Here is a 23,234-nt window from a genome sequence, read left to right on the forward strand (position 1 = left end):
TTCCTGCTTTTTAAGAATTGTAAAATACCCTCTCCGTGACCGCACGAGCGCGGCGAGCCTGCCGTAAATAGTCTTCTCGCAAATCATTTTCTTTGCCGGGAGCATATCCCAGCAGTCGCGCCAGGGCATAGCTAGGAGCGGCAGCCGTAGGTAGGTAATCCAATTTATTGCCACTCATTCGATTCGTAACCAAGACATTTCCGCACCGGATTCGGCAGGCTAACTTCCAGGCCTGCGTCAAAACCTTTAGATCGGCATCCGATAGCATTCGTTGTTCACCGGCTACCTTTAAGGCTTCCAAAGTTGACGTTACCCGCAGCTGTGGGCAAGAATCTGCTCCCTGTAACTGCAATAACTGGGCAACCCACTCCACGTCACTTAGTCCTCCCGGCCCCAGTTTTACATGCAAAGAAGCGTCCTGTCCGCCAGGAATCCGCTCATTTTCCATACGGGCTTTAAGTAGACGTATTTGCCGGATGCCCCCTTCACCAATGGGACGTTCATAGCGAATCGGATCAATAGCATTGACGAACTGTTCCCTTAAATCTGGATCACCACAAAAAGCACGCGCGCGCAGGAGCGCCTGTATTTCCCAAGGCTCAGCCCAACGTTCATAATAGTCACTCAGAGCCGTTAAGGAACGAGAAAGCACTCCATCCTCGCCCTCGGGGCGCAGCCCGTAATCTATTCTCAAAATGGGCGCAGTAGCTGGCCGGTTCATTTCTTCTTGCAGCCGCGTAGCGAATAGAACCGCAATCCGGGAAGCTTCCGGGGCGGATAGTTTAGCGTGGGACCGCAAAGTAGCACCAGTCGGAGTATTTTCTGTCCACGGTGCCGGTATTGTGGCTACTGCCCCGGGCTCGCTCCAACGCGGATCAATTAACGGAGAATGCACCACTATCAGATCAGCATCGGAAGCATAGGCTGATTCGCGTCCTCCTCCGCGCCCCATCGCCACTAGCGCAATTCGGGGAATAGTCTTCTCTTTAGCCGACAATTCGCGCAGGATTACTTGGCTGGCGGCAGCAATGGTGGCATCGTTGATATCGGTGATGGCCGCCTGGGTAGAAATGGGATCTAAATGGTTAACCACATCTCGTAAGGCACAACGTAGTAATTCCCGCCCCCGGGTTTGGCGAATCAAATCGATCGCTGCCGAGCTGTCCTGGTGACGCCGCGATAGTGCCTTCATTTCGGCATAAAGTTGAGCGTAACTGCGGGTAGCGAGCTTTTCATCATCGTCTAGCCACTGTACCGCTTCCGGTACATGTTCAAGACGCTGGGCGATATAAGGGCTGAGCGACAAAATGGTACACAAGCGGTGGGCAACCCGGGATGAGTCCCGCAACAGTCCCATATACCAATGGGATTTCCCGATTGCTTCCGAGAGGCGACGAAAACGCAGCAAACCAGCATCTGGGGAAGGCCCCTCAGCCAGCCAGCCGAGCAGCACCGGCAGAATATGGCTCTGGATTTGGCTGCGCCGAGAAACCCCGGCGGTCAGAGCAGTAATATGTCCTAAGGCTCCGCGAGTGTCCCGGTATCCGGCCAACCGGAGGCGATCGGCTGCTGCCTGGGGGTTGAGGGCGGCCTCGGCTTTGGATAGCCCCGCGGTTGCCGGCAGCAAGGGGCGGTAGAAAATATCTTGTTGCAGGGCGCGGATTAGTGGTTTCAACTTTTCCCAATAGCTGGTGAGCTCTCCGCTCTTCCCAAAACTCTCTTGATGCAAAGATCTGCCGACCCGGCGCTCGTCTTCGCGGTTTTGCGGGAATAAATGGGTACGCGACATCCGCTGCATTTGCATCCGGTGTTCGACAACCCGCAAGAACCGGTAGGCGTCTGCCAGCTGACGGGCAGGATCTCGGCCGATATACCCGCCCTGGGCGAGCGCGTCGAGCGCTTGCAGCGTGGGACGCACTCGCAAGCTTTCATCGGTACGTCCATGCACCATTTGTAGCAGTTGTACCGAGAACTCGATATCGCGCAGCCCGCCGGGTCCCAGTTTAAGTTCTCGACCCGCTGTAGGGCTAGGGATAGATTCTTCTACTCGAATCCGCATTGCTCGCGTGTCACTAAAGAAGCCTTCCCGCTCGACTGCTGTCCACACTAGCGGCCATACTGCCTGCATATAGGCATCCGCTACCCGAGGAGACCCGGCTGCGGGACGCGCCTTTAACAGCGCCTGAAACTCCCAAGTTTTCGCCCATTTTTGATAGTACTTGGCGTGAGCAGCAACAGTGCGACAAGTGGCTCCATCTTGACCCTCTGGGCGCAGAGCTAAGTCTATAGGCCACAGCGGCATCTCGATTCCCGGTCCACAACAGACAGCCGAAATCCCGATCGCTAAGCGGGAAGCCACTTCCAGAGCCTCGTCCTCGCTGAGTCTGCTATTTTCGGCGGGCTCGGCCACGTAGATCAGGTCGATGTCACTATGATAGTTAAGCTCTCCAGCTCCCGTTTTACCCAGGGCAATCACCGCGAAATCTACCTCGCCTGCGGGATCATATTTTCCGCGTGCCAGGGCGAGGGCGCCTTCTAAAGTAGCATCTGTTAGGGCACTGAGTTTTCCGGCTACTACGGAAAAGAAAGCTAAAGGATCGGGATGCGAGGCGTCCTCCGCAATTATTTGCAATAGCTGGGCGCGGTAAGCGCGGCGCAGATCATTGAGATTGCCTTCCTGAGCTATCCAGGTATCACTGCGGATTTCCTGGGCACTAACAGCCTGTAAAATTTCTAGGCGAACCTGGGCGCGATAGCGCTCAATGAAATCTAGCTCTTGACTGACTTGATAGCGTTTTCCATCCCAATACGCCTCTGACTGGGAGACTTCTAGCTGCGACAGGAGCTGCGGATGGCTATTCAGGTAATCGCCGGCAAAACGAGAAACCCCGCAAATAGCTATCACCAGGGCGCGCTGACGAGGGTTCTCAGCCAGGTATTCTCCCGTCCCCTCTATTGCTTCTAACAGATTGATTAAGCACACTAGCACTTGGTCTGGGTGGGCAGACGCTGACAGTTCCCGCCAAAAGTCTTCATTTTGTACTAGCGGGGCAAAGACCGGGCTACTTACCCAGCTTTCGGCGCGAGCAACTTCCGTAACCCCGCTAGAGCGCAGGCGCGAAGCGAGACTAACTTTCCTAGCCATAGCTATACTCGCAAGAACTTTGCTAGCTCTCCCCGGGTTATCTGCGCCGAGTATTCACGCCATTCCCGTTCTTTATTGCGCAGCACATAGGCAAAAACTTCCTCCCCCAATACCTTGGCCATGAACTCTGATTGGCGCAGTTCTGAAACGGCTTCTTCTAAAGTTAGCGGTAGGGCAGGGATTCCTTGGGCGCGGCGTTCCTTATCAGATAGGCGCCAGACATCGTCCTCGGTTTCTAGAGGCAGTTTCATTTCTTTTTCAATCCCATCTAGCCCCGCAGCCAGCAGCGAAGCATAGGCCAAATAGGGATTCGCGGCCGGATCTGTTCCGCGATATTCGATGCGGGCATCGCCGGCTTTTTCTGGTTTATACAGCGGCACCCGCACCAGCGCCGAGCGGTTATTGTGTCCCCAACAAATATAGGAGGGCGCCTCCGAGCCTCCCCAAAGGCGTTTGTAGGAGTTAACATGCTGGTTTACCACCGCCGAGTATTCACGTGCGTGAGAGAGCAGCCCGGCGGTAAAAGCCTGTCCGGTGGCAGAGAGCTGATAAATATCGCTGGCGCCATCGTAAAAAGCGTTATGCTCGCCCTCGAAAAGGGACATATGGGTGTGCATTCCACTGCCGGCCTGCCCCGCCATGGGCTTTGGCATAAAGGTGGCCACCATCCGGTCTTGCATCGCGATCTCTTCAATCAGTATCCGGAATGTCATGATGTTATCGGATCCGGTTAGAGCGTCGGAGGCTCGCAGATCGATTTCGTTTTGACCCGGCCCGTTTTCGTGATGCGAGAACTCTACGGAAATTCCCATTTCTTCCAGCATTGCCACTGCTCGGCGGCGAAAAGAGTTGTCTCCCCCGTTAGGCACATGATCAAAATAGGAAGCATTGTCGATAGGACGCAGCGGCTCATCCAAGGAAGTTGGCGGCTCTAGCAGATAGAACTCAATCTCGGGGTGAATATTGAAAGTAAAACCAAGATCGGCGGCGCGCTCTAATTGCCGCTCGAGTACGCGGCGAGGATCGGATCGGGCAGGCTGCAGATCCGGGGTATATACATCGCAAAACATCCGCCCGACTTCGGCGTCCTCGCCTCGCCACGGCAAGATTTGAAAAGTAGAGGCATCGGGACGCAGCAACATGTCAGATTCGTAGACGCGAGTGAAGCCTTCTATGGCGGAACCATCGAATCCGATCCCCTCGTTAAAGGCGTCCTCAAGTTCTGCGGGGTCAATCGCCACTGATTTTAGGGAGCCGGATACATCTGTAAACCACAGGCGGATGAATTTTACTCCCAGTTCCGCAATCTTTTGTAGTACATCCTCTTGCGCTGAGTCCACGATATTCCTTACTGTTTACCGATATTTGGGGTGTAAAGTTACTTATTCCAACTGGGATGGTTGCCGGATACTACCGGGCGTGTGCCCACCAACGCCCGTCTCCGCTGCGCCCACATTTGAGCGGCAAGCTGAACGCCTCTGAGAGGTTTTCGCTGGTCAGAACCTGGTCGATATCGCCGCTAGCCATGATTTTGCCTTCCTTCATCAAAGCTGCGCGATTGAAGGATGCCGGTATTTCTTCTAAATGGTGGGTGACCATCACGATCTGTGGTGACTTTGGATCCGAACTGAGCTCATCGAGAGCGGAAAGTAAAAGTTCGCGAGCCTGCAGATCCACCCCCGCTACCGGTTCATCCAAAAGCAGGATCTCCGGATCAGCCATTAGAGCCCGGGCAATCAAGACCCGTTGGCGTTCCCCATCGGAGATCGTAGCTAAACTGCGATCTTGTAGAGCTGCTACCCCGAATAATTCCATGAGGTTTTCGCGGCGTTGATAGTCGATATCTTCAAAATCTTGATCCCGTCCGCGCACCATAGTGCCATAAGCGGCCGAAAGGATTAGTGCCTTCACGGTTTGCGAGCGCGGGATTACCCGCAGCGCCGCAGTTGAACACAACCCTACCCGTTCATGTAATTCTTGTACCGGTACTGTCCCTAGACGTTCCCCTAGAACTTTGGCTTTCCCACTGGAGGGATAGCTACGCGCAGCCAGGATTGATACTAGAGTGGTCTTCCCCGCCCCATTAGGGCCGAGAATTACCCAGTTCTCTCCCAGCTTGGTTTTGAAGGAAACATCCTGAAGGATCGGGTTTCCTCCACGCATAAAACTGACGTGTTTTAATCGGAGCAGAGTATCCATATGTCCCATCTTAACCAGTGTGCTTGCCGATACGTGGCGGGGGCGAGCATCTTCCCCAAAGTGCTCGCCCCCGCCACAGCTATCAGACTTCTAGCTGCGTATTACTCCTACAAGAGGGAGCGGTATAGTTCCACAGTTTTATCGGCAACACTCTGCCAAGAAAATTTTTCTTCCACCCGTTTACGTCCAGCTTTACCCATTTTCTTGGCCAGATCGGGATCTTCAACCAGCTTAGTGATCCGCTCGGCCATATCCCGGTGGAATTTCTCGGGATTCGTGGGGGTACCGCTGCCGTCAGTTAACTGTTCGATCGGCACTAGATAACCGGTCTGGCCCTCGGCAATGCAATCCGGAATTCCACCGGTAGCGGTTCCCACTACCGGAAGTTCCATGGCGGCGGCCTCGAGGTTCACAATCCCCATCGGTTCATAAATCGAGGGGGTAACAAATACTTGCGCTGCCGACAAGATGTTGACCAGCTGGTCGTGCGGGAGCATCTGTTCAATCCAGATGATTCCGCTGCGCTCCGCTGATAATTCGTCGACTAACTTGCGTACTTCTTTTTCAATCTCCGGGGTGTCGGGTGCTCCGGCGCACAGTACTACCTGAGAATCTGCCGGAATTTGTTTGATCGCCTGCAAGAAGTGCGGCAGACCTTTTTGGCGGGTTATCCGGCCTACGAAAACCACTGTCGGCACATCCGGGTCGATGCCGTATTTAGATAGGGTTTGGGCAACCGCTTCCTGGTCGGTAGGTAGCGCCCAATCGCGTAGATCCAAACCATTATGGATAACGTGAACCTTATCCGGGTCTATCTGCGGGTAGGCACGTAAAATATCTTCCTTCATCCCGTGGGAGACCCCCACCACCGCATCGGCTGCTAAGTAGGCAGTTTCTTCGGCCCAGGATGACAGGTTATAACCGCCTCCTAATTGTTCCCGTTTCCAAGGACGGAGCGGCTCTAAAGAGTGAGCCGTCACCACATGTGGAACCTCGTACAGTTTCTTTGCCCAGTGACCAGCCATATTGGCATACCAGGTGTGGGAGTGCACCAAGTCGGCGTGGTCGCAGCGCTGCGCCATCTGTAAATCGATTCCCAAGGTACGCAGCGCGGCATTATCCCCATCCTGCTTGCGACAATAGTCATATCCCTGTACCCGGATTTTTCCGCCATCATCGGGACGTGCCCCATCAAAGCAATGTACCCCCACCTCAATTCTTTCTGCTAACACTTTCGCCAGCTCAGTAACGTGGACGCCAGCGCCACCGTAGACATGAGGGGGATATTCTCGGCTCAACAAATCGACACGCATTTTGGGGATCCTTTCCTAGGTGACCTTTAATTTTGCCGTTATCTACTAGATTAATGGAATCATGAAGGCGCGGGGCAGAAACGGGAAATCCTTCGCTCCTGCCCCCGCCAATAACGCTTACTCCAAGGAAAGGATCTGCGCTGCATTCTGGGGCAAGGCAAAAACTAATATTTTTTAAATTCTCCGTAAGCAGACTATTACCATTTAATTAATCAACCTCAAATCCCCGCGCAAGCCCTGCAGCTTGGCATAAGCTGACGTCATGGGAAAAAATAATGTGTTAGCAATGATTCTGGCTGGCGGCGAAGGCAAGCGCCTGATGCCCCTTACTTTAGATAGAGCGAAACCGGCGGTTCCCTTTGGTGGAACCTACCGCTTGATCGATTTCGCGCTTTCCAATGTGGTGAACTCCGGTTATCTCCGCTCGGTGGTACTCACCCAATACAAATCGCACTCGCTAGACCGCCACTTAGCTACCACCTGGCGGATGTCCGATTTACTGAGCAACTATGTAGCCCCAGTTCCCGCCCAGCAGCGGCGCGGAAAGCACTGGTATTTGGGCAGCGCAGATGCGGTCTACCAGTCGCTAAACATTGTGCGTGACGAGGATCCTGACTACGTCCTGATTATTGGGGCGGACAATATCTATCGGATGGACTTTTCACAAATGGTCGATAACCACATTAAATCCGGCCTGCCTTGTACGGTTGCCGGGATTCGGCAACCTGTTGAATTGTCCAGCGCTTTTGGGGTCATTGACCAAACCGACGGAACGATTAATCGCTTCATCGAAAAACCTGATACCTGTGAGGGTCTGCCTGATGATCCCACCAAGTTCTTAGCGTCGATGGGTAACTACGTTTTCACCACTAAAGACTTGGTGGCTGCTTTGGAAGAAGACGCTAAGAATGAAGACTCGAAGCATGATATGGGTGGGGATTTGGTTCCCTATTTTGTAAAGCATGGCGGGGTAAACTGCTATGACTTCATTGAGAACGAAGTTCCGGGCGCTACCGACCGTGACCGCGATTACTGGCGTGATGTGGGTACTATCGATGCCTTCTACGAAGCGCACCTGGATCTGCTCTCAGTATCCCCGGTATTCAACCTCTACAACTTTGACTGGCCAACCTACACAAAGCTAGACGCCTGGCTGCCCCCCGCGAAGAGTACTTTCAGTGACGAGAACCGCCGAGGCATGGCTCTGGATTCAATCGTGTCTCCCGGGGTTATTATTTCTGGGTCACGCGTGGAACGTTCCATGCTCTCTCCCCGAGTGCATTTGCATTCTTACTCTTCTGTGGACGGCTCAGTGTTAATGAATGGTGTAGATGTGGAACGCTCCGCCGTGATCCACAATGCGATCTTGGATAAGAATGTGCGGGTCGCGGAAGGGGTACAAATCGGTGTCGATCACGATAAAGACCGCGAACGCGGCTTTACAATTTCCGAGGGCGGCATCACGGTAGTCCCCAAGGGAACTATTGTGGATCATTAAGCTAAAACTCTCTAAATTGCCGGGGAGCACTTCTTGTGAAGTGCTCCCCGTGCTATCTCTAACAGCGTGTTAGGCAACAAAACAAAGGTAAGTCACAATGAAAATGTCTGGGTATCCCTCATGCCTAGGCGCGCAGCGGGGCGTGAAAAACTCCAGTCAGTTCCCCGTCACCTGGGACAAGATGAGTAAAATCGGCAACTCTAAAAGTAATAGCGGTAGCGGTGGACACTCCGTAAGGTACGCCGGCGTTTTCCGGTGCTAAAAGCTGGGCAGTCATGGAAATAATGGGCTCATGCCCTACTACCAAAATGGCTTTACCCCCTGCCGGTGCGTACTCGCTTACTAGCCGCAGCAGCCGCTCCGGAGAGCAATGATATAGCTCGTCCTCTGCCAGTAGCTGTGCGCTCGGGTAAGCCCGCCCAAGCTGCTGGGCCGTTTGGGTGGCGCGAGCCGCCGTAGAATGCAAAATCAGCTCGACCTCGACCCCCTCTTTAACCAGAAGCGCCCCTAATTCCCGCGCCTGCCGCACCCCGGCTGGGGTCAAAGGACGGCCGTGGTCGCCCCGGCCATAACCAGCCTGAGCATGCCGTACCAGCGTTAATTCGTAGCTCATAGCTCTATCCTAGCTAAGCCTCTAGAATGAAAACTAAGGACAAGGAGAGGTATGGCTTTAGCTAAGGGACCAGAAGACAATATCTGTTCAGCCCGCCGGTGTGAAAACCCGGCAACCAAAGCGGTATTGTGGCGCAACCCCAAGATTCCCCGCCCCGTACATAAAACCTGGCTGACTTGCGATGAACACGCCGATTTTTTGCGTCAATACCTGGCGTATCGTTCTTTTCCCACCAAGGTGGTTCCTTTTAGCGAGGTCGAGACGGCAACTTTGGATTAGTCCCCGAATTACCCGCTAGCCCCAGCAAGATTACGAGTAAGGCCGGCTGCTAGCTAAGTCAGTTCCACCAGATCCAGGTAATCATCACTCCATAAGTCCTCGTCCCCATCGGGCAGCAACAACACCCGCTGCGGATTTAGCGCCTCAACGGCCCCCGGATCGTGGGTTACCAGCACCACCGCGCCCTCGTATTGGTCGAGGGCGTGCAAGATTTCTTCCCGAGACGCCGGATCCAAGTTATTGGTAGGTTCATCTAGCAGCAGCACATTGGCGCCACTTACTACCAGGGTGGCTAAAGCGAGACGGGTTTTTTCTCCCCCCGACAGCACGCTAGCGGGCTTAAAAGCATCTTCCCCGGAAAATAGGAACTGTCCCAAAATGTTACGCACATGGGTTTCATCCAGGTCGGGCGCCGCCGCGGTCATATTTTCATAAACCGTGCGAGCCGGATCCAAGGTTTCGTGTTCTTGGGCGTAATAGCCCAGTTTGAGGCCGTGCCCGGGAACAACTTCCCCCGCGTCTGCCTCCTCGATCCCGTTTAGTAGTCGCAGCAGCGTGGTTTTACCGGCCCCGTTTTCCCCTAAAACCACGACTTTGCTGCCGCGGTCAATTGATAAATCTAGGCCGGAAAATACCTCTAGGCTGCCATAAGATTTCGCGAGGCCGCGCGCATTCAGCGGTACTTTGCCGCAAGCTAGCGGAGTAGGAAAACGCAGGCGAGCAACCTTTTCGGCCTTGGTTTCGCTCCCGGCCTCTTTTACTAGTTCTTCGGCTCGGCGCAGCATTTGTTGCGCCGCGACTGCCTTAGTGGCTTTAGCCCGCATTTTCTCGCCCTGTTCGCGCAATGCCTGTGCTTTCGCCAAGGCGTTTTGGCGCTCGCGGCGCCGCCGCGCCTCATCTTGGGCGCGTTGCTTCAGGTAGGCATCCCAACCCAGTTTGTATTGGTCGATCACTGCCCGGGAGGCATCCAGATACCAAACCTGGTTTACAGTGTCTTGTAGCAGCGCCGTGGAGTGGGTAACCATGACAAAGCCGCCGGCATAGGTGCGCAGAAAATCGCGAAGCCAAATGATGGAGTCATGATCTAAGTGGTTGGTGGGCTCATCTAAAAGCAGTACATCTGGTTGGGAAAACAGTACCCGCGCCAGTTCTACCCGGCGGCGCTGCCCTCCCGAAAGCGTGGCGAGTGGCTGAGTTAGTGCGTCTTGGTCAAGCCCTAAGTTATGAGCGATCTGCATAGCCTCGGAGCGGGCGGCATAACCTCCTAGGCTAGTAAATTCTTCGTCCAGGCGGGCGTATCTTTCTATCGCTTTTGCCTGGGTTTCCCCGCTGGTGGTAGACATTTTTTCTTGAGCGTTCTCGATTGCCCGCAAAGTGCGATCTAAATCCCGCACCGCCATTATCCGGGAAATCCCGTCCTTTTGTTTCACCCCGACTGCTGGGTCTTGTGACAGATACCCTACCGACCCGGAGGAAGTGATTTTGCCTTGAAAATCGATATTATCGATTAATTCTTGGGCTTCGTCCTCGCTAAGGGAGCCGCTAGAGCGATGTTTACCTAGAGCCACTAGCGCCGCAATTAAGCGCATCGTAGTGGTTTTACCAGCGCCATTGCGCCCGACTAGACCGATACGCATCCCTTTATCAATCCGCAAATTGGTGCGGGAGACCAAGAGCCGCTGCCCGATCCGCACTTCCATATCTTGCGCATTAATCACGGTGTGGATTCTACCCAGGTGCTGGCCGTAGTTAAAACCGATACGGCTATTGCCTACCCCGCTACTTTCCCGTATTTTCGAGGATAGAAGGAGGCCGGAGCGAGTACCAGCCCCGGCAGAGCATGCGAGATTCTCTCAGTGTTTCTTGGCTTTTGGCTGCGCTAGTAGCCAGCTATGCCCCAAAAATCCGGGAAAATCTTACTATTTCCATTTCCCTAGCTCCCTAACCCTCCGTGCTGTCTCCTAGCTGAATCCTCGCACTCTGCTAGCACGGAAAGTCCTGTTACTTTCATGCCTTACTTGCAGCATATTTCCATTACAGCCCCTTAAGTGCAGTAAACATACCGCGATCTCTGCGAAGCTACTTCCCTGAGCTAACTGGAAGATTTACAATAGTGCCGTAGCAAAGGTGCCGCAACAAGAGGAAAACCATGCCCGTAAATCTTAGCCGCAAAGATATTCAAGCGATTGATGCTGCCAAAGCCTATTATGGGGGTCTTCCCCAAAATGAAGTGGCGGCGCGGCTGGGAATCTCGCGCCCCACGGTTTCTAAGCTGCTGCGTTATGCTCGCGCCAAAGGGTACGTGAAAATCACGGTTAATGATCCTCGACTAGCGGATTCTTCAGCCGCAAATGCACTAAAATCCCGGTTCGGATTAGAGGAGGCGGTGGTGGTTTACCCCAGTGCTCCCTCAGATAGTGAAGTCCGCAAAGCACTAGGGGAAGCCGGCGCCCGGATAGTAGAAAAGGTGATTAAAGATGGAGACATGGTGGGGGTTTCCTGGTCGCGAACCGTTGAAGAAATCTCGAAAAACCTCACCACCCAACCGCGTAAGAATGTAGAGATCGTGCAACTGCGCGGAGGGGTAGGCGGGTTCGCGCGCGGACAAAGCGAAATCGAGGCAGTTAATCGTTTCGCCGAGGCTTTCAAGGCCAAGGCACACCTTTTAGGAGCACCCACCGTATTTCAAAGCGCCGAAGCCAAAGCGGCAATGATGAAAGAAAAACAGGTGGCAGCAGCGTTGAAACGAGGACGAGACTCACAGGTAGCCGTGTTTACCGTGGGAGATGCGGCCAAAAGTTCCTATCTATTGACCCTGCCTACCCTCTCACGCGATGTGAAACTATTTTTAGAGCAGAAAGCCGTGGGAGATATTTGTTCTCGTTTCATCGACACCCATGGCCGGGTATGTCTGCCGGAACTAAATGACCGCACGATGGCAGTCACTCTCGCGCAGCTGCGCAGGATTCCCGAAAAAATAATGGTTGCCGGCGGAGGCGCAAAAGTAGCGATCATCAGGGTCGCCCTGGAACATGGCTACGCTAATCGGCTAGTAATCGATGCGGCTACCGCTGCCCAAGTGCTAGATATGCGGGCAAACTAGCCGTTCATCCAAGAGTTAGCTGTCGCGCTCCTTTTATTTCCAAGACGCATACTACATAAAACTGCCCTTAGATTTGGAGCACTTTCACGCCTTGAATAGATCCAGTGGCTCGGCATTGCTTACTTGAGTCTTCGCGATGGTAAATAGGCGGATAACAGGACTTTAGAGATAAGCATTTGCGGTATGTCCCCGCTAGGATGGGGGTATGAGCGATATTAGTAAATTGCGTAAACCCAAAGCCTGGATGACCGATATGGATGGGGTGCTGGTGCACGAATCCTTGGCTCTACCAGGAGCGCACGAGTTTATTGAAACTCTAAAAGCAGACAGTATTCCGTTCTTGGTACTGACTAACAACTCTATCTATACCAACCGCGACCTATCGGCACGGTTGGCATCCTCGGGATTAGAAGTTCCTGAAGACCGCATCTGGACTTCGGCTAACGCTACTGCCGATTTCTTAAATAGCCAGTCCCCCAACTCTACGGCTTTCGTCATCGGAGAAGCGGGACTTACCACCGCAATCCACGAAGCCGGGTATGTAATGACCGAAAGCAATCCGGAATATGTAGTCCTAGGTGAAACCCGCTTCTACGATTTCGTGAATATTACCAAAGCGATTCGACTAATCGAAAAGGGAGCGAAGTTCATTTGCACCAACCCGGACACTACCGGTCCTTCCGAGGACGGAACCCTGCCCGCGGTAGGGTCAGTGGCGGCCATGATCACCAAGGCTACCGGACGCCAGCCCTATTTTGTGGGTAAGCCAAATCCGGTAATGTTCCGGGCGGGACTCAACAAGCTGGGCGCCCACTCCGAGGACGCGGCCATGGTCGGCGACCGCATGGACACTGATATTCACGCCGGGGTAGAAAGCGGTATGGATTCCTACCTAGTGTTATCAGGTTCAACTTCCCGCGAGGATATCCAGAAGTTCCCCTACCGCCCCAAGGCGGTGTTCAACGGGATTGGGGATCTACTACCTCTACTTGGATAGTCTGGCTAGTACACCTGTCTGACTGTTAAATCATTAGGGGAGGCGCCCGGCCAATGGCCGGGCGCCTCCCCTTTCAGTACCTGATTATTCTAGTCAGTTAGCGTCCCCAAAGTAGCTACCATCACGGCTTTAATGGTGTGCATCCGGTTTTCTGCTTGGTCAAACACTACTGAGCGTTCCCCACAGAACACCTCATCGGTAACTTCTAAGGCATCCAGACCAGTTTTTTGGTATATATCCTCCCCCACGGTGGTTGCGCGGTCATGGAAAGCGGGCAGGCAGTGCAAAAACTTTGCCTGCTCTCCGGCTTCCGCCATTAGCTGGGCATTCACCTGGTAGGGCAAGAGCAGCTTAATCCGCTCATCCCAGACTTCTTTCGGCTCCCCCATCGAAACCCATACATCGGTGTACAAGAAATCTGCGCCCCTAACCCCAGCAGCCGGATCATCAGTGTGGGTGATTTTCGCGCCGGTTAGAGCCGCAATTTCATGGGCTTTATCAATCCAGCATTGTTCATTCCACAGTTGCTTTGGCCCGATAATTCGCACATCCATGCCCATCATTGCCCCGGAAATCAGCAGCGAATTCGACATATTATTGCGAGCATCACCCAGATAAGCAAAGGAAATATCATGCAAGTCGCGTCCGGAATGCTCCATCATAGTTAGCTGGTCACAAAGCATTTGCGTGGGATGCCATTCATCGGTAAGACCATTCCAAACCGGCACCCCCGATAGGCGCGCTAAAGTTTCTACGTCCTCTTGACGCCGTCCTCGAAACTCAATCCCGTCATAGAAGCGCCCCAATACTTGCGCCGTGTCCGCCATAGATTCTTTATGCCCAATCTGGGAGGCCACCGGGTCGAGAAAGGTTACGTGTGCGCCCTGATCGTAGGCAGCTACTTCAAAAGAGCAGCGCGTACGGGTAGAAGTTTTTTCAAAAATTAGGGCAATGTTTTTACCTTTCAAATAAGGCTGTTCACTTCCCGCCCGTTTGGCTGCTTTTAGCTGCGCCGCCAAATCCAGCAGATACCGCCATTCCTCGGCGGTGAAATCGAGTTCTTTTAGAAAATGGCGACCAGATAGTAATGCCACAGTTTAAACCTTTCTATTAATTTCTTTCCCCTGTCTAGCTGGGGTTTAACGCTAGTTATCGATGGCTTGGCGTTCGAGCGGACAGGTCATACAGCGCGGTCCTCCGCGCCCGCGCCCCAGCTCTGCACTGGGAACTTCTAAAACTTTTACCCCTTGGGAGTGCAAGTAGTCGATGGTTTGCCAGTTGCGGTCATAGGAGGTCACCACGTTTTCACGAAGTGCTAGCAAGTTACAGGCGTCATTCCATTGCCCGCGTTCTGCGCCACTATCAGATTGCGGGGTTTGCAGAATATTAACCGCACTCACTCCTGCCGCCTGAGCAAGAATCTCATGCATTTCGGCTTCCGGATGCATCTGCCAACAGATTTGACCGTCTACGCCCCGACGAGCAGTAACGCTCGCCAACATCCCCAGCTTCTTGTATTTATAGAAAGTATCCCGGTTAACCATCGTCAGCACCGTATCTAAATGCATTTGGGCTCGCTCCATCGGCATCAACAACCCGGTGACCATATTTATTGATGAGGACGAGTCCCGGAGCAGGCGGGAAGCAAGACGCTCGAAACCTGCTGGGCTGGTACGTTCCGAAATCCCCACCAGTACCGAGTTTTCCGAGAGTATTTCTACATCCCCACCCTCGGTAGAGGCGGGGCTGTCGGCTACCCCCGCGCCGAACTGGGTAAGATTATCGCTAAAATCTGGATGGAACCGGTAGATAGCCTGCAAGTTTAAGGTTTCACGGCGACGGGCAGTCTTTTTCATGGCCGAAAGCATAACTCCCCTGCCAATCCAGGCGGAAGTATCCCGCGTGAACAGGTGATTAGGGAGCGGCGCTAAGATAAAATCTTCCGTTCCTACTCGCGCCAAAACAGTGGAGGCTACCGATCCTAGTTGAGACTCGATTTCTGCGCGGGTAAGCCCGCTAATCATAATTTGCGCCAGCTTCCGGCTTTCCTGCTCCGCCAGATACTCTCTGAGCGACCCGCTAAGCGCTACCCCGAAATGACGATCATCAATAGTCTGTTCCAATAGCCATTTTCGACCCGGTACTAACTCTAAAGTCTCAGCTAAGAGATCTTGCAGATACACAACTTGCGCGCCTTGGGAAGAAAGGGCAGCGCTAAAGGTATCGTGATCTTCACGAGCCTTCTCTAGCCACAAAATATCGTCAAAGAGTAGTTCCTCGCGATTTGAAGGAGTCAGGCGGTCAATTTCGCTCCCAGGACGGTGTACCAGTACTTTTTCTAGTTTCCCGACCTCAGACCAGACTCCACGCATCATGGATTTCCCCTTGCTAGATTATCTGCAAGCCTATGTTATCCCATTAGACGTTAAAGCCGAGAGCGCGTAACTGTTCGCGTCCTTCTTCCGTAATCCGATCCGGCCCCCACGGCGGCATCCACACCCAATTGATTTGTACTCTGCTGGCCATTGAGCCCAGAACCCATTGGGTTTGTTCTTCCAACATATCGGTAAGCGGACAGGCAGCAGAAGTCAGTGTCATCTCGACGATTACTGCCCCATCAGCTTGAATATCTACCCCGTAAACCAATCCCAAATCTACGATATTAATCCCGAGTTCAGGGTCGATTACATCTTTTAAGGCCTCTAGTACGTCCTCTTGCGTAGGCAGAGCACCCACAGGAGGAAGCGCGGCAGATTCTTCGGCAGATGACGGATTTTCACTTGGATTAGCAGGAGCGGATTCTGCAGACTGGTTGGCGGGGCTATCTGCTTTAGAATTACCCGTCTCTAGCTCCTGATTCTCGGCGTGATGGTGTGCTTTAGAGGGCTGAAAAGGGCCGGCATTTTCATTACCAGCAGCCACTTCCTGAAAGCGCTGGGGCACTTCCGAGGTATTTTCCCAAGGACGTTCTTCACTCATTTTCCTGCCTCGCTTGCGTTTTGGCGATTGATTCTCTCAGCGCCATCCACCCTAAGAGGGCGCATTTAACTCGGTTGGGGAACTTGGAGGTTCCTTGCAGGCTCGCGGCATCTTCGAGGGGATCTAACACTTCATCGGGAACTTCGCGGCCGCGAGAATGCATCATGTGGTCAAAATCTTTCCACAGTTGTTCAATTTCCGCCAACGTTTTCCCCGCTACCAGGTCATTCATCATTGATAGCGATGCCTGGGAAATGGAACAGCCCTGCCCCTGCCAGGCAAGACCGGCCAGAGTATCCCCCTCTAAAGTAACTGCTAAAGTAACCTCATCCCCGCAGGTAGGATTAACTTGATGGGAGGAGGTATCCGAAGTTTCTACCTGGCCACTGCCGTGTTTTTCCGCGGCATGATCCATAATCACCTGTTGATATAGCTGATCAAGAGCCGAAACCATTATTTCCCCCTTTTAAAGAAACTACGCACAACCTCTAGACCGGCGATTAGCCGGTCAATATCGCCGCGTGAAGATGTCAGTGACAGCGATGCCCGACAAGAGGAACGTAACCCATAGTGGGCGTGCAGCGGGAGGGCGCAGTGATGACCCACCCTAATCGCTACGTCCTCGGCATCTAATACCTGCCCCACGTCATGGGGATGGATGCCCGCGAAATTAAAGGCCGCGAGTCCTACCCGTTCGCGGTAATCAGCAGGCCCGAGTAGTCTTAGGTCTTTTACGGTCGCGAGCCCTTCTAGCAGATACTTAGTCAAAGCCAATTCGTGGCTACGAATCCGCTCCATCCCCACTTCCTGCAGGTAATCTAGTGCCACCGCCCAAGCGTGAATCTGGGCTACCGCTTGCGAGCCGGCCTCGAAACGCTCCGGGACAGGCTGGAAAGTGGATTTGTCCATGGCTACATCGGCGATCATGGAGCCACCTGCCAAGACCGGCGGCAATTGCTCTAACAATTCTCGGCGACCGTACAGGGCGCCAATACCGGTGGGGCCTGCCATTTTATGCCCCGAAAAGCAAGCGAAATCTGCGTCCAGAGCCTTAACATCTAGGGGCATATGGGCGCTGGACTGGCAGGTGTCTAACACTACCCAAGCTCCCACCGCGTGAGCCACCTGGATAATAGGCGCTATATCAGTAATCGCCCCCGACACATTAGAGGCATGAGTTACGGCCACTACCTTGGTGTTAGGAGTGATCGCGTCTAGGGTTTCCAGATCAATGCGCCCTTCGCGGTCTAGATCCAGATAAGCGAACTCGCATCCCGTGCGCTGGCTAAGTAACTGCCACGGCACCAAGTTAGCGTGATGCTCCGCCCGAGTAGTAACTACCCGATCCCCTTTCCCTATCAGAGGTGCGCCGTCCTCTATCCCGGGGTTAGACAAGCCATAGGCCACCAGATTTAGCGCTTCGGTCGCGTTCTTAGTCCACACGATTTCTTCCGGGAGGGCCCCAACAAAGCCAGCCAATTTCGCGCGTGCGTCCTCGAAATATTGGCTAGATTCATCGGCCAATAGGTGAGTACCCCGATGCACTGCACCATTAGAGTTTTCGTAAAAACTACTTTCGGCTTGCATCACCGAACGCGGTTTTTGAGAGGTGGCTGCCGCATCCAAATAGACAATCGGTTTTCCTCCCCGTCCGGTGCGGGAAAGAATCGGAAAATCGGCGCGCAAACGCGCCAGTTCCGTATCGGAAAATGGAGAATCCATCAGCTATGTCCTCTCAAAAACCAGCAACTTTCCTCAGCAGTAAGGCGGCTTACAGGTAAGAGTCGTACCCGCTGGTTTCCAGTTTGTCTGCCAGTTCACTACCTCCGGAATCCACGATTCGCCCATTGGCGAATACGTGCACGAAGTCTGGCTTAATGTAGTTCAAAATCCGCGAATAGTGAGTGATTACCAGCAGGCCGCAGCCGAGTTTTTCGTGGGCGTGATTAACTCCGGCAGACACGGTGCGCAAAGCGTCAATATCGAGGCCAGAGTCAGTTTCATCCAGAATGGCGAACTTCGGATGCAGAATCTGCATTTGCAGGATCTCTAGGCGTTTCTTTTCCCCACCAGAAAAACCAGCGTTGAGGTCGCGGTTAGCAAACTGCGGGTCTACCCGCAGGTCTTCCATGGCCTCTTTAAGTTCTTTTACCCAGGTACGCACGGGCGGAGCCTGTCCATCAACTGCAGTACGGGCGGTACGCAAGAAGTTAGACACCGTGACTCCGGGAACCTCCACCGGGTACTGCATTGCCAAGAATAAGCCAGCACGTGCCCGATCATCTGGGGATGATTCCAGGATATTAACCCCGTCTAGGAGCACTTCCCCGCCTTCGATATGGTAACCGGGGTGACCAGCAATCGAATATGCCAGAGTAGATTTACCCGAACCATTCGGCCCCATAATCGCGTGTTTCTCCCCCGAATTCACCGTTAGAGAGGCGCCCTTAAGAATATGTTTTATCCCTTCGGGAGTTTCTACCGAAACTTTCAGGTCTTTAACTTCTAGTTTCCCCATTTATTCATTTCCTTTACTGCGGCTGCAGGCGTCAACATAAACCGCCTGTCCTTTGATTTCAAGCTGATAACAGTTAACTGGCTCGGTGGCGGGCATGGTGGGCCGTCCGGTATTGAGATCGAATTGGGCACCGTGCCCCCAACATTCGATCGCACAGCCTTCTACGTCGCCCTCGTCTAATGCCACATCTCCGTGAGTGCAGAGGGCGTCAATCGCGTGCCAGCCGCCGTCCTCATCGCGGACTACCGCGATTGGAATTTTAGCCCCCCGCGCGTCGGTTACGTCGGCGCGTAGTGCCTGCGCGGGCTCCAGGGCGCTAAGGTCGCAAACTTTTTCGAGGCTCATAGCGGATCCGGCCCTTTTTCCAAGCGGGCATCAATCGCGTGGAGCAGACGTTCTTCAATCTCCTCAATCCCGATTTGGCGAATAACTTCCGCGAAGAACCCATGAACTACCATTTTGCGGGCAATATCTTCTGGAATACCCCTAGAGAGCAGGTAGAACAGTTGTTCCTCGTCAAAGCGTCCGGTAGCCGAAGCATGTCCGGCTCCCGCAATCTCCCCGTTTTCAATTTCTAGGTTAGGTACCGAATCTGCTTTGGCACCCTCATTTAATACCAGGTTGCGGTTTTGTTCATAGGAATCGGTGTTGAAAGCTTGCTTACCAATCAGCACATCCCCAATCCAGACTGCGTGCGCCTGCTGGCCTTGCAGCGCCCCTTTATAGTGCACATCGGAGCGGCAGTTTTCAGCGCTGTGGTTGACGAACAGACGGTGTTCTTGATGCTGATCAGTGTCGGTGAAGTAAACACCGTACAGTTCAACTTCCGCGCCTGGTTTATCCAGTTCAATGTCAGGACAAATCCGCACCAGGTCGCCACCCAAAGTAATCGCAATATGCTTTAGCTTGGCGTCTTTTTCAACGTTCATGCGGTGGTTACTGGCGTGAACTGCCGTTCTATCCCATTCTTGGATAGAAACAAATTCCAGTTGCGCCCCAGATTCCACATCGATTTCTACCCCCTGATTCAGCTGGGCATCCCCGGTGTGCTCCAGGATCACCAGAGCTTTCGCATCCGGTTTCACATCGATGCAGATATGCTGAGCTGCCGGCTGCCGGTTTTCCCCGATCACCTTAATACGTACCGGTTCGCTAAGCGACTCCGCGATTACTACGTTCACCAGTTCGCGGTGACTGTTCCACTCTACAACCGCGGCACGATCCCCGGGAGCCCCAACTTTTCCGTGAATATCACTGTCGGCAGCTATTTCCACATAGGAGGACGTACCCAGCTCTACCCGTTTAGTTTCGCTCACCACCTGCCCAGCAACTTCAACTCGGGGAGCCTCCCCCTCTAAAGTATCTGTGAGCAGCATTTTTATTCGCTCTAGCGGAGTGAATCGCCAATCTTCCTCGCGTCCGCCAGGCATGGGGATATCGGCGAGGTTAAACGAGGTGGGACGATCCGCCCGGGAAGGAGCCGCGACTACTTTATGGCCTGTCTGCTTTACCATCTCGGCCATTACCCCACCGATCCTTCCATTTGTAGTTCAATCAGGCGATTAAGCTCCAGGGCGTACTCCATGGGGAGTTCCCGCGCGATCGGCTCGATAAAGCCGCGCACAATCATCGCCATCGCTTCCGTTTCACTAAGCCCCCGACTCATTAAATAAAAGAGCTGGTCAGCGCTAACTTTAGAAACCGTAGCCTCGTGCCCCATCTCGACATCATCGGTTTGGATATCCACATAAGGATAGGTATCCGTACGGGAAATCTGATCGACCAGCAGCGCATCACACACTACCGAGGCTTTAGAGTGTTTAGCCTCCGGTGCGATCTGCACTAGGCCACGGTAGGAGGAACGACCTCCGTTACGCGAAATCGACTTCGAGACAATCGAAGAGGAAGTGTTAGGTGCCAGGTGCAGCATCTTGGCGCCGGTATCCTGGTTCTGTCCCTCTCCGGAGAAGGCTACGGACAGCGCCTCTCCCCGCGCGTTTTTACCGGTCAAGTAGACCGAGGGGTACTTCATATTAGTTTTTGACCCCATATTGCCATCAACCCATTCCATAGTGGCGCCCTCTTCGCAAATGGCGCGCTGGGTTACCAGGTTATAGACGTTGGTAGACCAGTTTTGAATGGTGGTGTAGCGTACCCGGGCATCCTTGAGGCAGAAAATCTCTACAATCGCAGAGTGCAACGAATCCGATTTATAAATCGGTGCAGTACAGCCTTCTACGTAGTGAACGTATGAGCCTTCGTCAGCAATGATCAAGGTGCGCTCGAACTGCCCCATGTTTTCGGTGTTGATCCGGAAATAGGCTTGCAGCGGAATCTCTACATGTACCCCTTTGGGTACGTAGATGAAAGATCCCCCCGACCATACGGCAGTGTTCAGGGCAGCGAACTTATTATCCCCGGCAGGCACGGCCTTGCCGAAGAACCGTTTAAAGAGGTCTTCGTGTTCGCGCAGGGCAGTGTCGGTATCTAAAAACACTACCCCTTGTTTTTCCAAGTCACCGCGGATCTGATTGTAGACCACTTCCGATTCATACTGGGCGGCTACCCCAGAGACCAAGCTCTCACGCTCGGCCTCCGGAATCCCCAGCCGATCATAGGTTTTCTTAATATCCTCGGGCAGGTCTTCCCAGGAATTAGCTACCTTGTCGGTAGAGCGCACAAAGTACTTAATCTGATCCATATCCAGATCCGATAGATCCGGCCCCCAGTTCGGCATCGGTTTGCGCTCAAAAACTTTCAGAGCCTTCAGGCGCCGCTTGAGCATCCATTCGGGCTCGTTCTTCTCGGCAGAGATAAAGCGCACCACGTCCTCATCGAGGCCACGCCGAGCGCTTTGCCCTGCTGCATCTGAGTCGTGCCATCCGTACTCATATTGAGTGCCAATTGAGTCAATAACCTGCTGGTCAGCAGCCTCTTTTTCCTCTTTTGTGGCAATCACCGGCGGTGATGATGTCATTTGTATTGTTATTCCTTCTTGTCGTTTCTTCCTGCCCTAGTCTGCCATGTTCACCGATTTACGGAGAATTTTGGGAGAAGGTAACACTATCGGCACCGAAGTGGTGCACACATGCTCTCCATCAGCCAAAGTCGCTAATCGTTGCACATGTACGTCTAATAGACGCGAAAAAGCTTGGGTTTCTGCTTCACAAAGTTGTGGAAATTCGCCGGCAACATCCTGTACCGGGCAATTACCTTGACAAAGCTGTACTGCAAAACCGCCATTGCCTACCTCGCGCACCGTAGCGGCATACCCATCGGCGGTTAAGGCATCGGCGAGGGCGCGCGCCCGAGCCCGCGGATCTGGCCCAGCCTCTTTAATCAAAGGAGCGTAACGCCTTTCAATATCGCGAGAATGAGCAGCGGCGAAGGTATCAATCCCGGCTGGCCCTGCCAGCTGTTCTATGAATCCTAAGGCTCTGCTGGCCAGTTTTGAGTAATCTTCACTCAGTCCTTCGCGTCCTTTTCCGGTCGCCACATAATGACGAGCCGGTCTGCCACGTCCGCGCTTAGCGTGTCCATAGGTCTCATAGACTGCGATCATCTGCTCGGATTCCAAAGCGGTAATATGACGACGCACCGCTGCAGTTGTCAGACTTAAAATCTTTGCCAGATGGGCTGCGGTGACGGGGCCTTTTTCAACAATTAAGTCTAAAACTGTTTGCCGGGTCGGTTCCGTTTCACTCACGCTTCCCTCCTTGCCAATAGACTTCAATAAGTCTAACGCATTTTAGAAACACGTGTCTTGCAAAAATAACCAGTGTTAGACAAGTGTGGCCGGGGCAACAGGCACCCTAGGTGCAAACCCGAGATATTAGGCTTCTAACCCGGGCAGATTAGCGGTTTTCGTTTGTTCGCGTTTAGCGGATTTTTCCACTTACCTTGGGATATTTAAGGGATCCGGGTTGAAGGGGGCGTTAGCTTCTCGTAATCCTGCCCATCCCTGCCGTAACGCAGCAATTACTGCCAAAATAGAAGCCATAGCAGATGGGTTATGCAGAGCGCCAGAAAATAAGGCATCCCGTGCCTCAGCCAAAGAGAACCAGGCAGTTTGCATGTCCCGTTCTTCCTCACAGGCTTCGAAACGCTCCCCCGTGGCCTCAGAAATCCCTTGCGCCACAAACACTCGCAGATGCTCACTACTTCCCCCCGGGGAAGTAAAGAAATCCACTAACACCTGCCAGTTTTCCGCCTCAAGATTGGCTTCTTCCCAAAGTTCCCGTTTAGCGGCGCTGACCCGATCCTCCCCGGCATGATCCAACAGGCCGGCAGGAACCTCCCAGAGGAAAGCGCGCACCGGATGCCGGTATTGACGGACTAATAAAATCTCCCAATCCGAAATCTTGCGCGAGGTAGGATCTGCCCCAGCCACCGGACGTACCGCCGCAATCGCCACTGCCCCGGGATGGGCAAGATAGTCCCTCTGAGCAGCAGACTCATCGGTATGCAGCTGCACCTTATCGGTTACAAAATCAAACACATTTCCCTGGTAGATCAGTTGATGATCTATTACTGGGTAGCTACAAGCCTCATCGCGTAGTTCCACGTTTATCACCTTGCTTACGGTCTAGA

Annotated in this window: 21 protein-coding genes; 4 read left to right on the forward strand and 17 right to left on the reverse strand. The window is 53.4% G+C overall.

Translation table 11 applies throughout. The features are described from left to right. Positions 1-10: 10 nt before the first annotated feature. From E6072_RS02125 to glgA, 4 genes are all read right to left on the reverse strand, one after another. The gene (locus E6072_RS02125) at positions 11-3,145 is read right to left on the reverse strand and encodes a bifunctional [glutamine synthetase] adenylyltransferase/[glutamine synthetase]-adenylyl-L-tyrosine phosphorylase (RefSeq protein WP_316693409.1); all 3,135 of its coding nucleotides are present in this window, start codon (positions 3,143-3,145) and stop codon (positions 11-13) included. Positions 3,146-3,147: 2 nt separating this feature from the next. Next, on the reverse strand, positions 3,148-4,485 hold the full coding sequence (locus tag E6072_RS02130; RefSeq protein ID WP_316693410.1) for a glutamine synthetase family protein: 1,338 nt from the start codon (positions 4,483-4,485) through the stop codon (positions 3,148-3,150). A gap of 70 nt (positions 4,486-4,555) precedes the next feature. Next, the gene (locus E6072_RS02135) at positions 4,556-5,344 is read right to left on the reverse strand and encodes an ATP-binding cassette domain-containing protein (RefSeq protein WP_316693411.1); all 789 of its coding nucleotides are present in this window, start codon (positions 5,342-5,344) and stop codon (positions 4,556-4,558) included. Between the two features lie 107 nt (positions 5,345-5,451). Next, positions 5,452-6,657: a glycogen synthase gene (glgA, locus tag E6072_RS02140; RefSeq protein WP_316693412.1), complete on the reverse strand. Its 1,206-nt coding sequence runs from the start codon at positions 6,655-6,657 to the stop codon at positions 5,452-5,454. A gap of 262 nt (positions 6,658-6,919) precedes the next feature. Here glgA and E6072_RS02145 point away from each other — a divergent pair, with 262 nt between their 5' ends. Further along, positions 6,920-8,155 carry a glucose-1-phosphate adenylyltransferase gene (locus E6072_RS02145; protein ID WP_288335604.1) on the forward strand — a complete coding sequence of 412 codons (1,236 nt, stop codon included), beginning with the start codon at positions 6,920-6,922 and terminating at the stop codon, positions 8,153-8,155. Between the two features lie 124 nt (positions 8,156-8,279). Here the strand turns inward: E6072_RS02145 and E6072_RS02150 are convergent, their stop codons facing one another. After that, on the reverse strand, positions 8,280-8,768 hold the full coding sequence (locus E6072_RS02150; RefSeq protein WP_316693413.1) for a histidine phosphatase family protein: 489 nt from the start codon (positions 8,766-8,768) through the stop codon (positions 8,280-8,282). Between the two features lie 51 nt (positions 8,769-8,819). Between E6072_RS02150 and E6072_RS02155 the strand changes: the two genes are divergently transcribed. Continuing rightward, positions 8,820-9,047 carry a hypothetical protein gene (locus E6072_RS02155; RefSeq protein ID WP_316693414.1) on the forward strand — a complete coding sequence of 76 codons (228 nt, stop codon included), beginning with the start codon at positions 8,820-8,822 and terminating at the stop codon, positions 9,045-9,047. Between the two features lie 53 nt (positions 9,048-9,100). Here the strand turns inward: E6072_RS02155 and E6072_RS02160 are convergent, their stop codons facing one another. After that, positions 9,101-10,765: an ABC-F family ATP-binding cassette domain-containing protein gene (locus E6072_RS02160; RefSeq protein ID WP_316693415.1), complete on the reverse strand. Its 1,665-nt coding sequence runs from the start codon at positions 10,763-10,765 to the stop codon at positions 9,101-9,103. Positions 10,766-11,196: 431 nt separating this feature from the next. On the opposite strand from E6072_RS02160, the gene E6072_RS02165 reads away from it, so the two are divergent. Further along, complete coding sequence (locus E6072_RS02165; RefSeq protein ID WP_316693416.1) at positions 11,197-12,150, forward strand: sugar-binding transcriptional regulator; 954 nt, start codon at positions 11,197-11,199, stop codon at positions 12,148-12,150. A 205-nt stretch (positions 12,151-12,355) separates the two neighbouring features. Then, complete coding sequence (locus tag E6072_RS02170; RefSeq protein ID WP_316693417.1) at positions 12,356-13,147, forward strand: HAD-IIA family hydrolase; 792 nt, start codon at positions 12,356-12,358, stop codon at positions 13,145-13,147. An 89-nt stretch (positions 13,148-13,236) separates the two neighbouring features. On the opposite strand, the gene argF is transcribed toward E6072_RS02170, so the two are convergent. From argF to E6072_RS02225, 11 genes are all read right to left on the reverse strand, one after another. Beyond that, positions 13,237-14,241: an ornithine carbamoyltransferase gene (argF, locus tag E6072_RS02175; RefSeq protein WP_316693418.1), complete on the reverse strand. Its 1,005-nt coding sequence runs from the start codon at positions 14,239-14,241 to the stop codon at positions 13,237-13,239. A 51-nt stretch (positions 14,242-14,292) separates the two neighbouring features. After that, a complete protein-coding gene (locus E6072_RS02180; RefSeq protein WP_316693419.1) occupies positions 14,293-15,522 on the reverse strand; it encodes an arginine deiminase in 1,230 nt (409 codons plus the stop codon). A 43-nt stretch (positions 15,523-15,565) separates the two neighbouring features. Continuing rightward, positions 15,566-15,883 (reverse strand): metal-sulfur cluster assembly factor, encoded by a 318-nt coding sequence (locus E6072_RS08845; protein WP_399335065.1) that lies wholly within the window; start codon positions 15,881-15,883, stop codon positions 15,566-15,568. A 235-nt stretch (positions 15,884-16,118) separates the two neighbouring features. Further along, positions 16,119-16,580, reverse strand: coding sequence for a Fe-S cluster assembly sulfur transfer protein SufU (sufU, locus tag E6072_RS02190; protein WP_316693421.1), 462 nt, complete (start codon positions 16,578-16,580; stop codon positions 16,119-16,121). Then, positions 16,580-17,848: a SufS family cysteine desulfurase gene (locus E6072_RS02195; RefSeq protein WP_316693422.1), complete on the reverse strand. Its 1,269-nt coding sequence runs from the start codon at positions 17,846-17,848 to the stop codon at positions 16,580-16,582. The genes sufU and E6072_RS02195 overlap by 1 nt, the downstream gene beginning before the upstream one ends. Positions 17,849-17,897: 49 nt before the next feature. Then, a complete protein-coding gene (sufC, locus tag E6072_RS02200) occupies positions 17,898-18,644 on the reverse strand; it encodes a Fe-S cluster assembly ATPase SufC (RefSeq protein ID WP_024059091.1) in 747 nt (248 codons plus the stop codon). Continuing rightward, entirely contained in the window at positions 18,645-18,989 is a 345-nt protein-coding gene (locus tag E6072_RS02205; protein WP_316693423.1) for a non-heme iron oxygenase ferredoxin subunit, read from the reverse strand. After that, complete coding sequence (gene sufD / locus E6072_RS02210; protein ID WP_316693424.1) at positions 18,986-20,167, reverse strand: Fe-S cluster assembly protein SufD; 1,182 nt, start codon at positions 20,165-20,167, stop codon at positions 18,986-18,988. Before sufD ends, E6072_RS02205 begins: the two co-directional genes overlap by 4 nt. Continuing rightward, a complete protein-coding gene (gene sufB / locus E6072_RS02215; protein ID WP_024059094.1) occupies positions 20,167-21,621 on the reverse strand; it encodes a Fe-S cluster assembly protein SufB in 1,455 nt (484 codons plus the stop codon). The genes sufD and sufB overlap by 1 nt, the downstream gene beginning before the upstream one ends. A gap of 36 nt (positions 21,622-21,657) precedes the next feature. Next, positions 21,658-22,350 carry an HTH domain-containing protein gene (locus tag E6072_RS02220; RefSeq protein ID WP_316693425.1) on the reverse strand — a complete coding sequence of 231 codons (693 nt, stop codon included), beginning with the start codon at positions 22,348-22,350 and terminating at the stop codon, positions 21,658-21,660. A gap of 189 nt (positions 22,351-22,539) precedes the next feature. Continuing rightward, positions 22,540-23,208, reverse strand: coding sequence for an NUDIX hydrolase (locus E6072_RS02225; RefSeq protein WP_316693426.1), 669 nt, complete (start codon positions 23,206-23,208; stop codon positions 22,540-22,542). Between the last annotated feature and the right edge of the window lie 26 nt (positions 23,209-23,234).

Source organism: Varibaculum cambriense (assembly GCF_032557235.1).
Taxonomy (GTDB): Bacteria; Actinomycetota; Actinomycetes; order Actinomycetales; family Actinomycetaceae; genus Varibaculum; species Varibaculum cambriense_C.

What these genes read in the sequence shown, in the direction of transcription:
- E6072_RS02195 (WP_316693422.1), bottom strand. Translation starts at nt 17,848, where the DNA reads ATGGATTCTCCATTTTCCGATACGGAACTGGCGCGTTTGCGCGCCGAT.
- sufC (WP_024059091.1), bottom strand. Translation starts at nt 18,644, where the DNA reads ATGGGGAAACTAGAAGTTAAAGACCTGAAAGTTTCGGTAGAAACTCCC.
- E6072_RS02165 (WP_316693416.1), top strand. Translation starts at nt 11,197, where the DNA reads ATGCCCGTAAATCTTAGCCGCAAAGATATTCAAGCGATTGATGCTGCC.
- E6072_RS02145 (WP_288335604.1), top strand. Translation starts at nt 6,920, where the DNA reads ATGGGAAAAAATAATGTGTTAGCAATGATTCTGGCTGGCGGCGAAGGC.
- sufD (WP_316693424.1), bottom strand. Translation starts at nt 20,167, where the DNA reads ATGGCCGAGATGGTAAAGCAGACAGGCCATAAAGTAGTCGCGGCTCCT.
- E6072_RS02180 (WP_316693419.1), bottom strand. Translation starts at nt 15,522, where the DNA reads ATGATGCGTGGAGTCTGGTCTGAGGTCGGGAAACTAGAAAAAGTACTG.
- E6072_RS02205 (WP_316693423.1), bottom strand. Translation starts at nt 18,989, where the DNA reads ATGAGCCTCGAAAAAGTTTGCGACCTTAGCGCCCTGGAGCCCGCGCAG.
- E6072_RS02135 (WP_316693411.1), bottom strand. Translation starts at nt 5,344, where the DNA reads ATGGATACTCTGCTCCGATTAAAACACGTCAGTTTTATGCGTGGAGGA.
- E6072_RS02150 (WP_316693413.1), bottom strand. Translation starts at nt 8,768, where the DNA reads ATGAGCTACGAATTAACGCTGGTACGGCATGCTCAGGCTGGTTATGGC.
- E6072_RS02170 (WP_316693417.1), top strand. Translation starts at nt 12,356, where the DNA reads ATGAGCGATATTAGTAAATTGCGTAAACCCAAAGCCTGGATGACCGAT.
- sufU (WP_316693421.1), bottom strand. Translation starts at nt 16,580, where the DNA reads ATGGTTTCGGCTCTTGATCAGCTATATCAACAGGTGATTATGGATCAT.
- E6072_RS02155 (WP_316693414.1), top strand. Translation starts at nt 8,820, where the DNA reads ATGGCTTTAGCTAAGGGACCAGAAGACAATATCTGTTCAGCCCGCCGG.
- E6072_RS02125 (WP_316693409.1), bottom strand. Translation starts at nt 3,145, where the DNA reads ATGGCTAGGAAAGTTAGTCTCGCTTCGCGCCTGCGCTCTAGCGGGGTT.
- sufB (WP_024059094.1), bottom strand. Translation starts at nt 21,621, where the DNA reads ATGACATCATCACCGCCGGTGATTGCCACAAAAGAGGAAAAAGAGGCT.
- glgA (WP_316693412.1), bottom strand. Translation starts at nt 6,657, where the DNA reads ATGCGTGTCGATTTGTTGAGCCGAGAATATCCCCCTCATGTCTACGGT.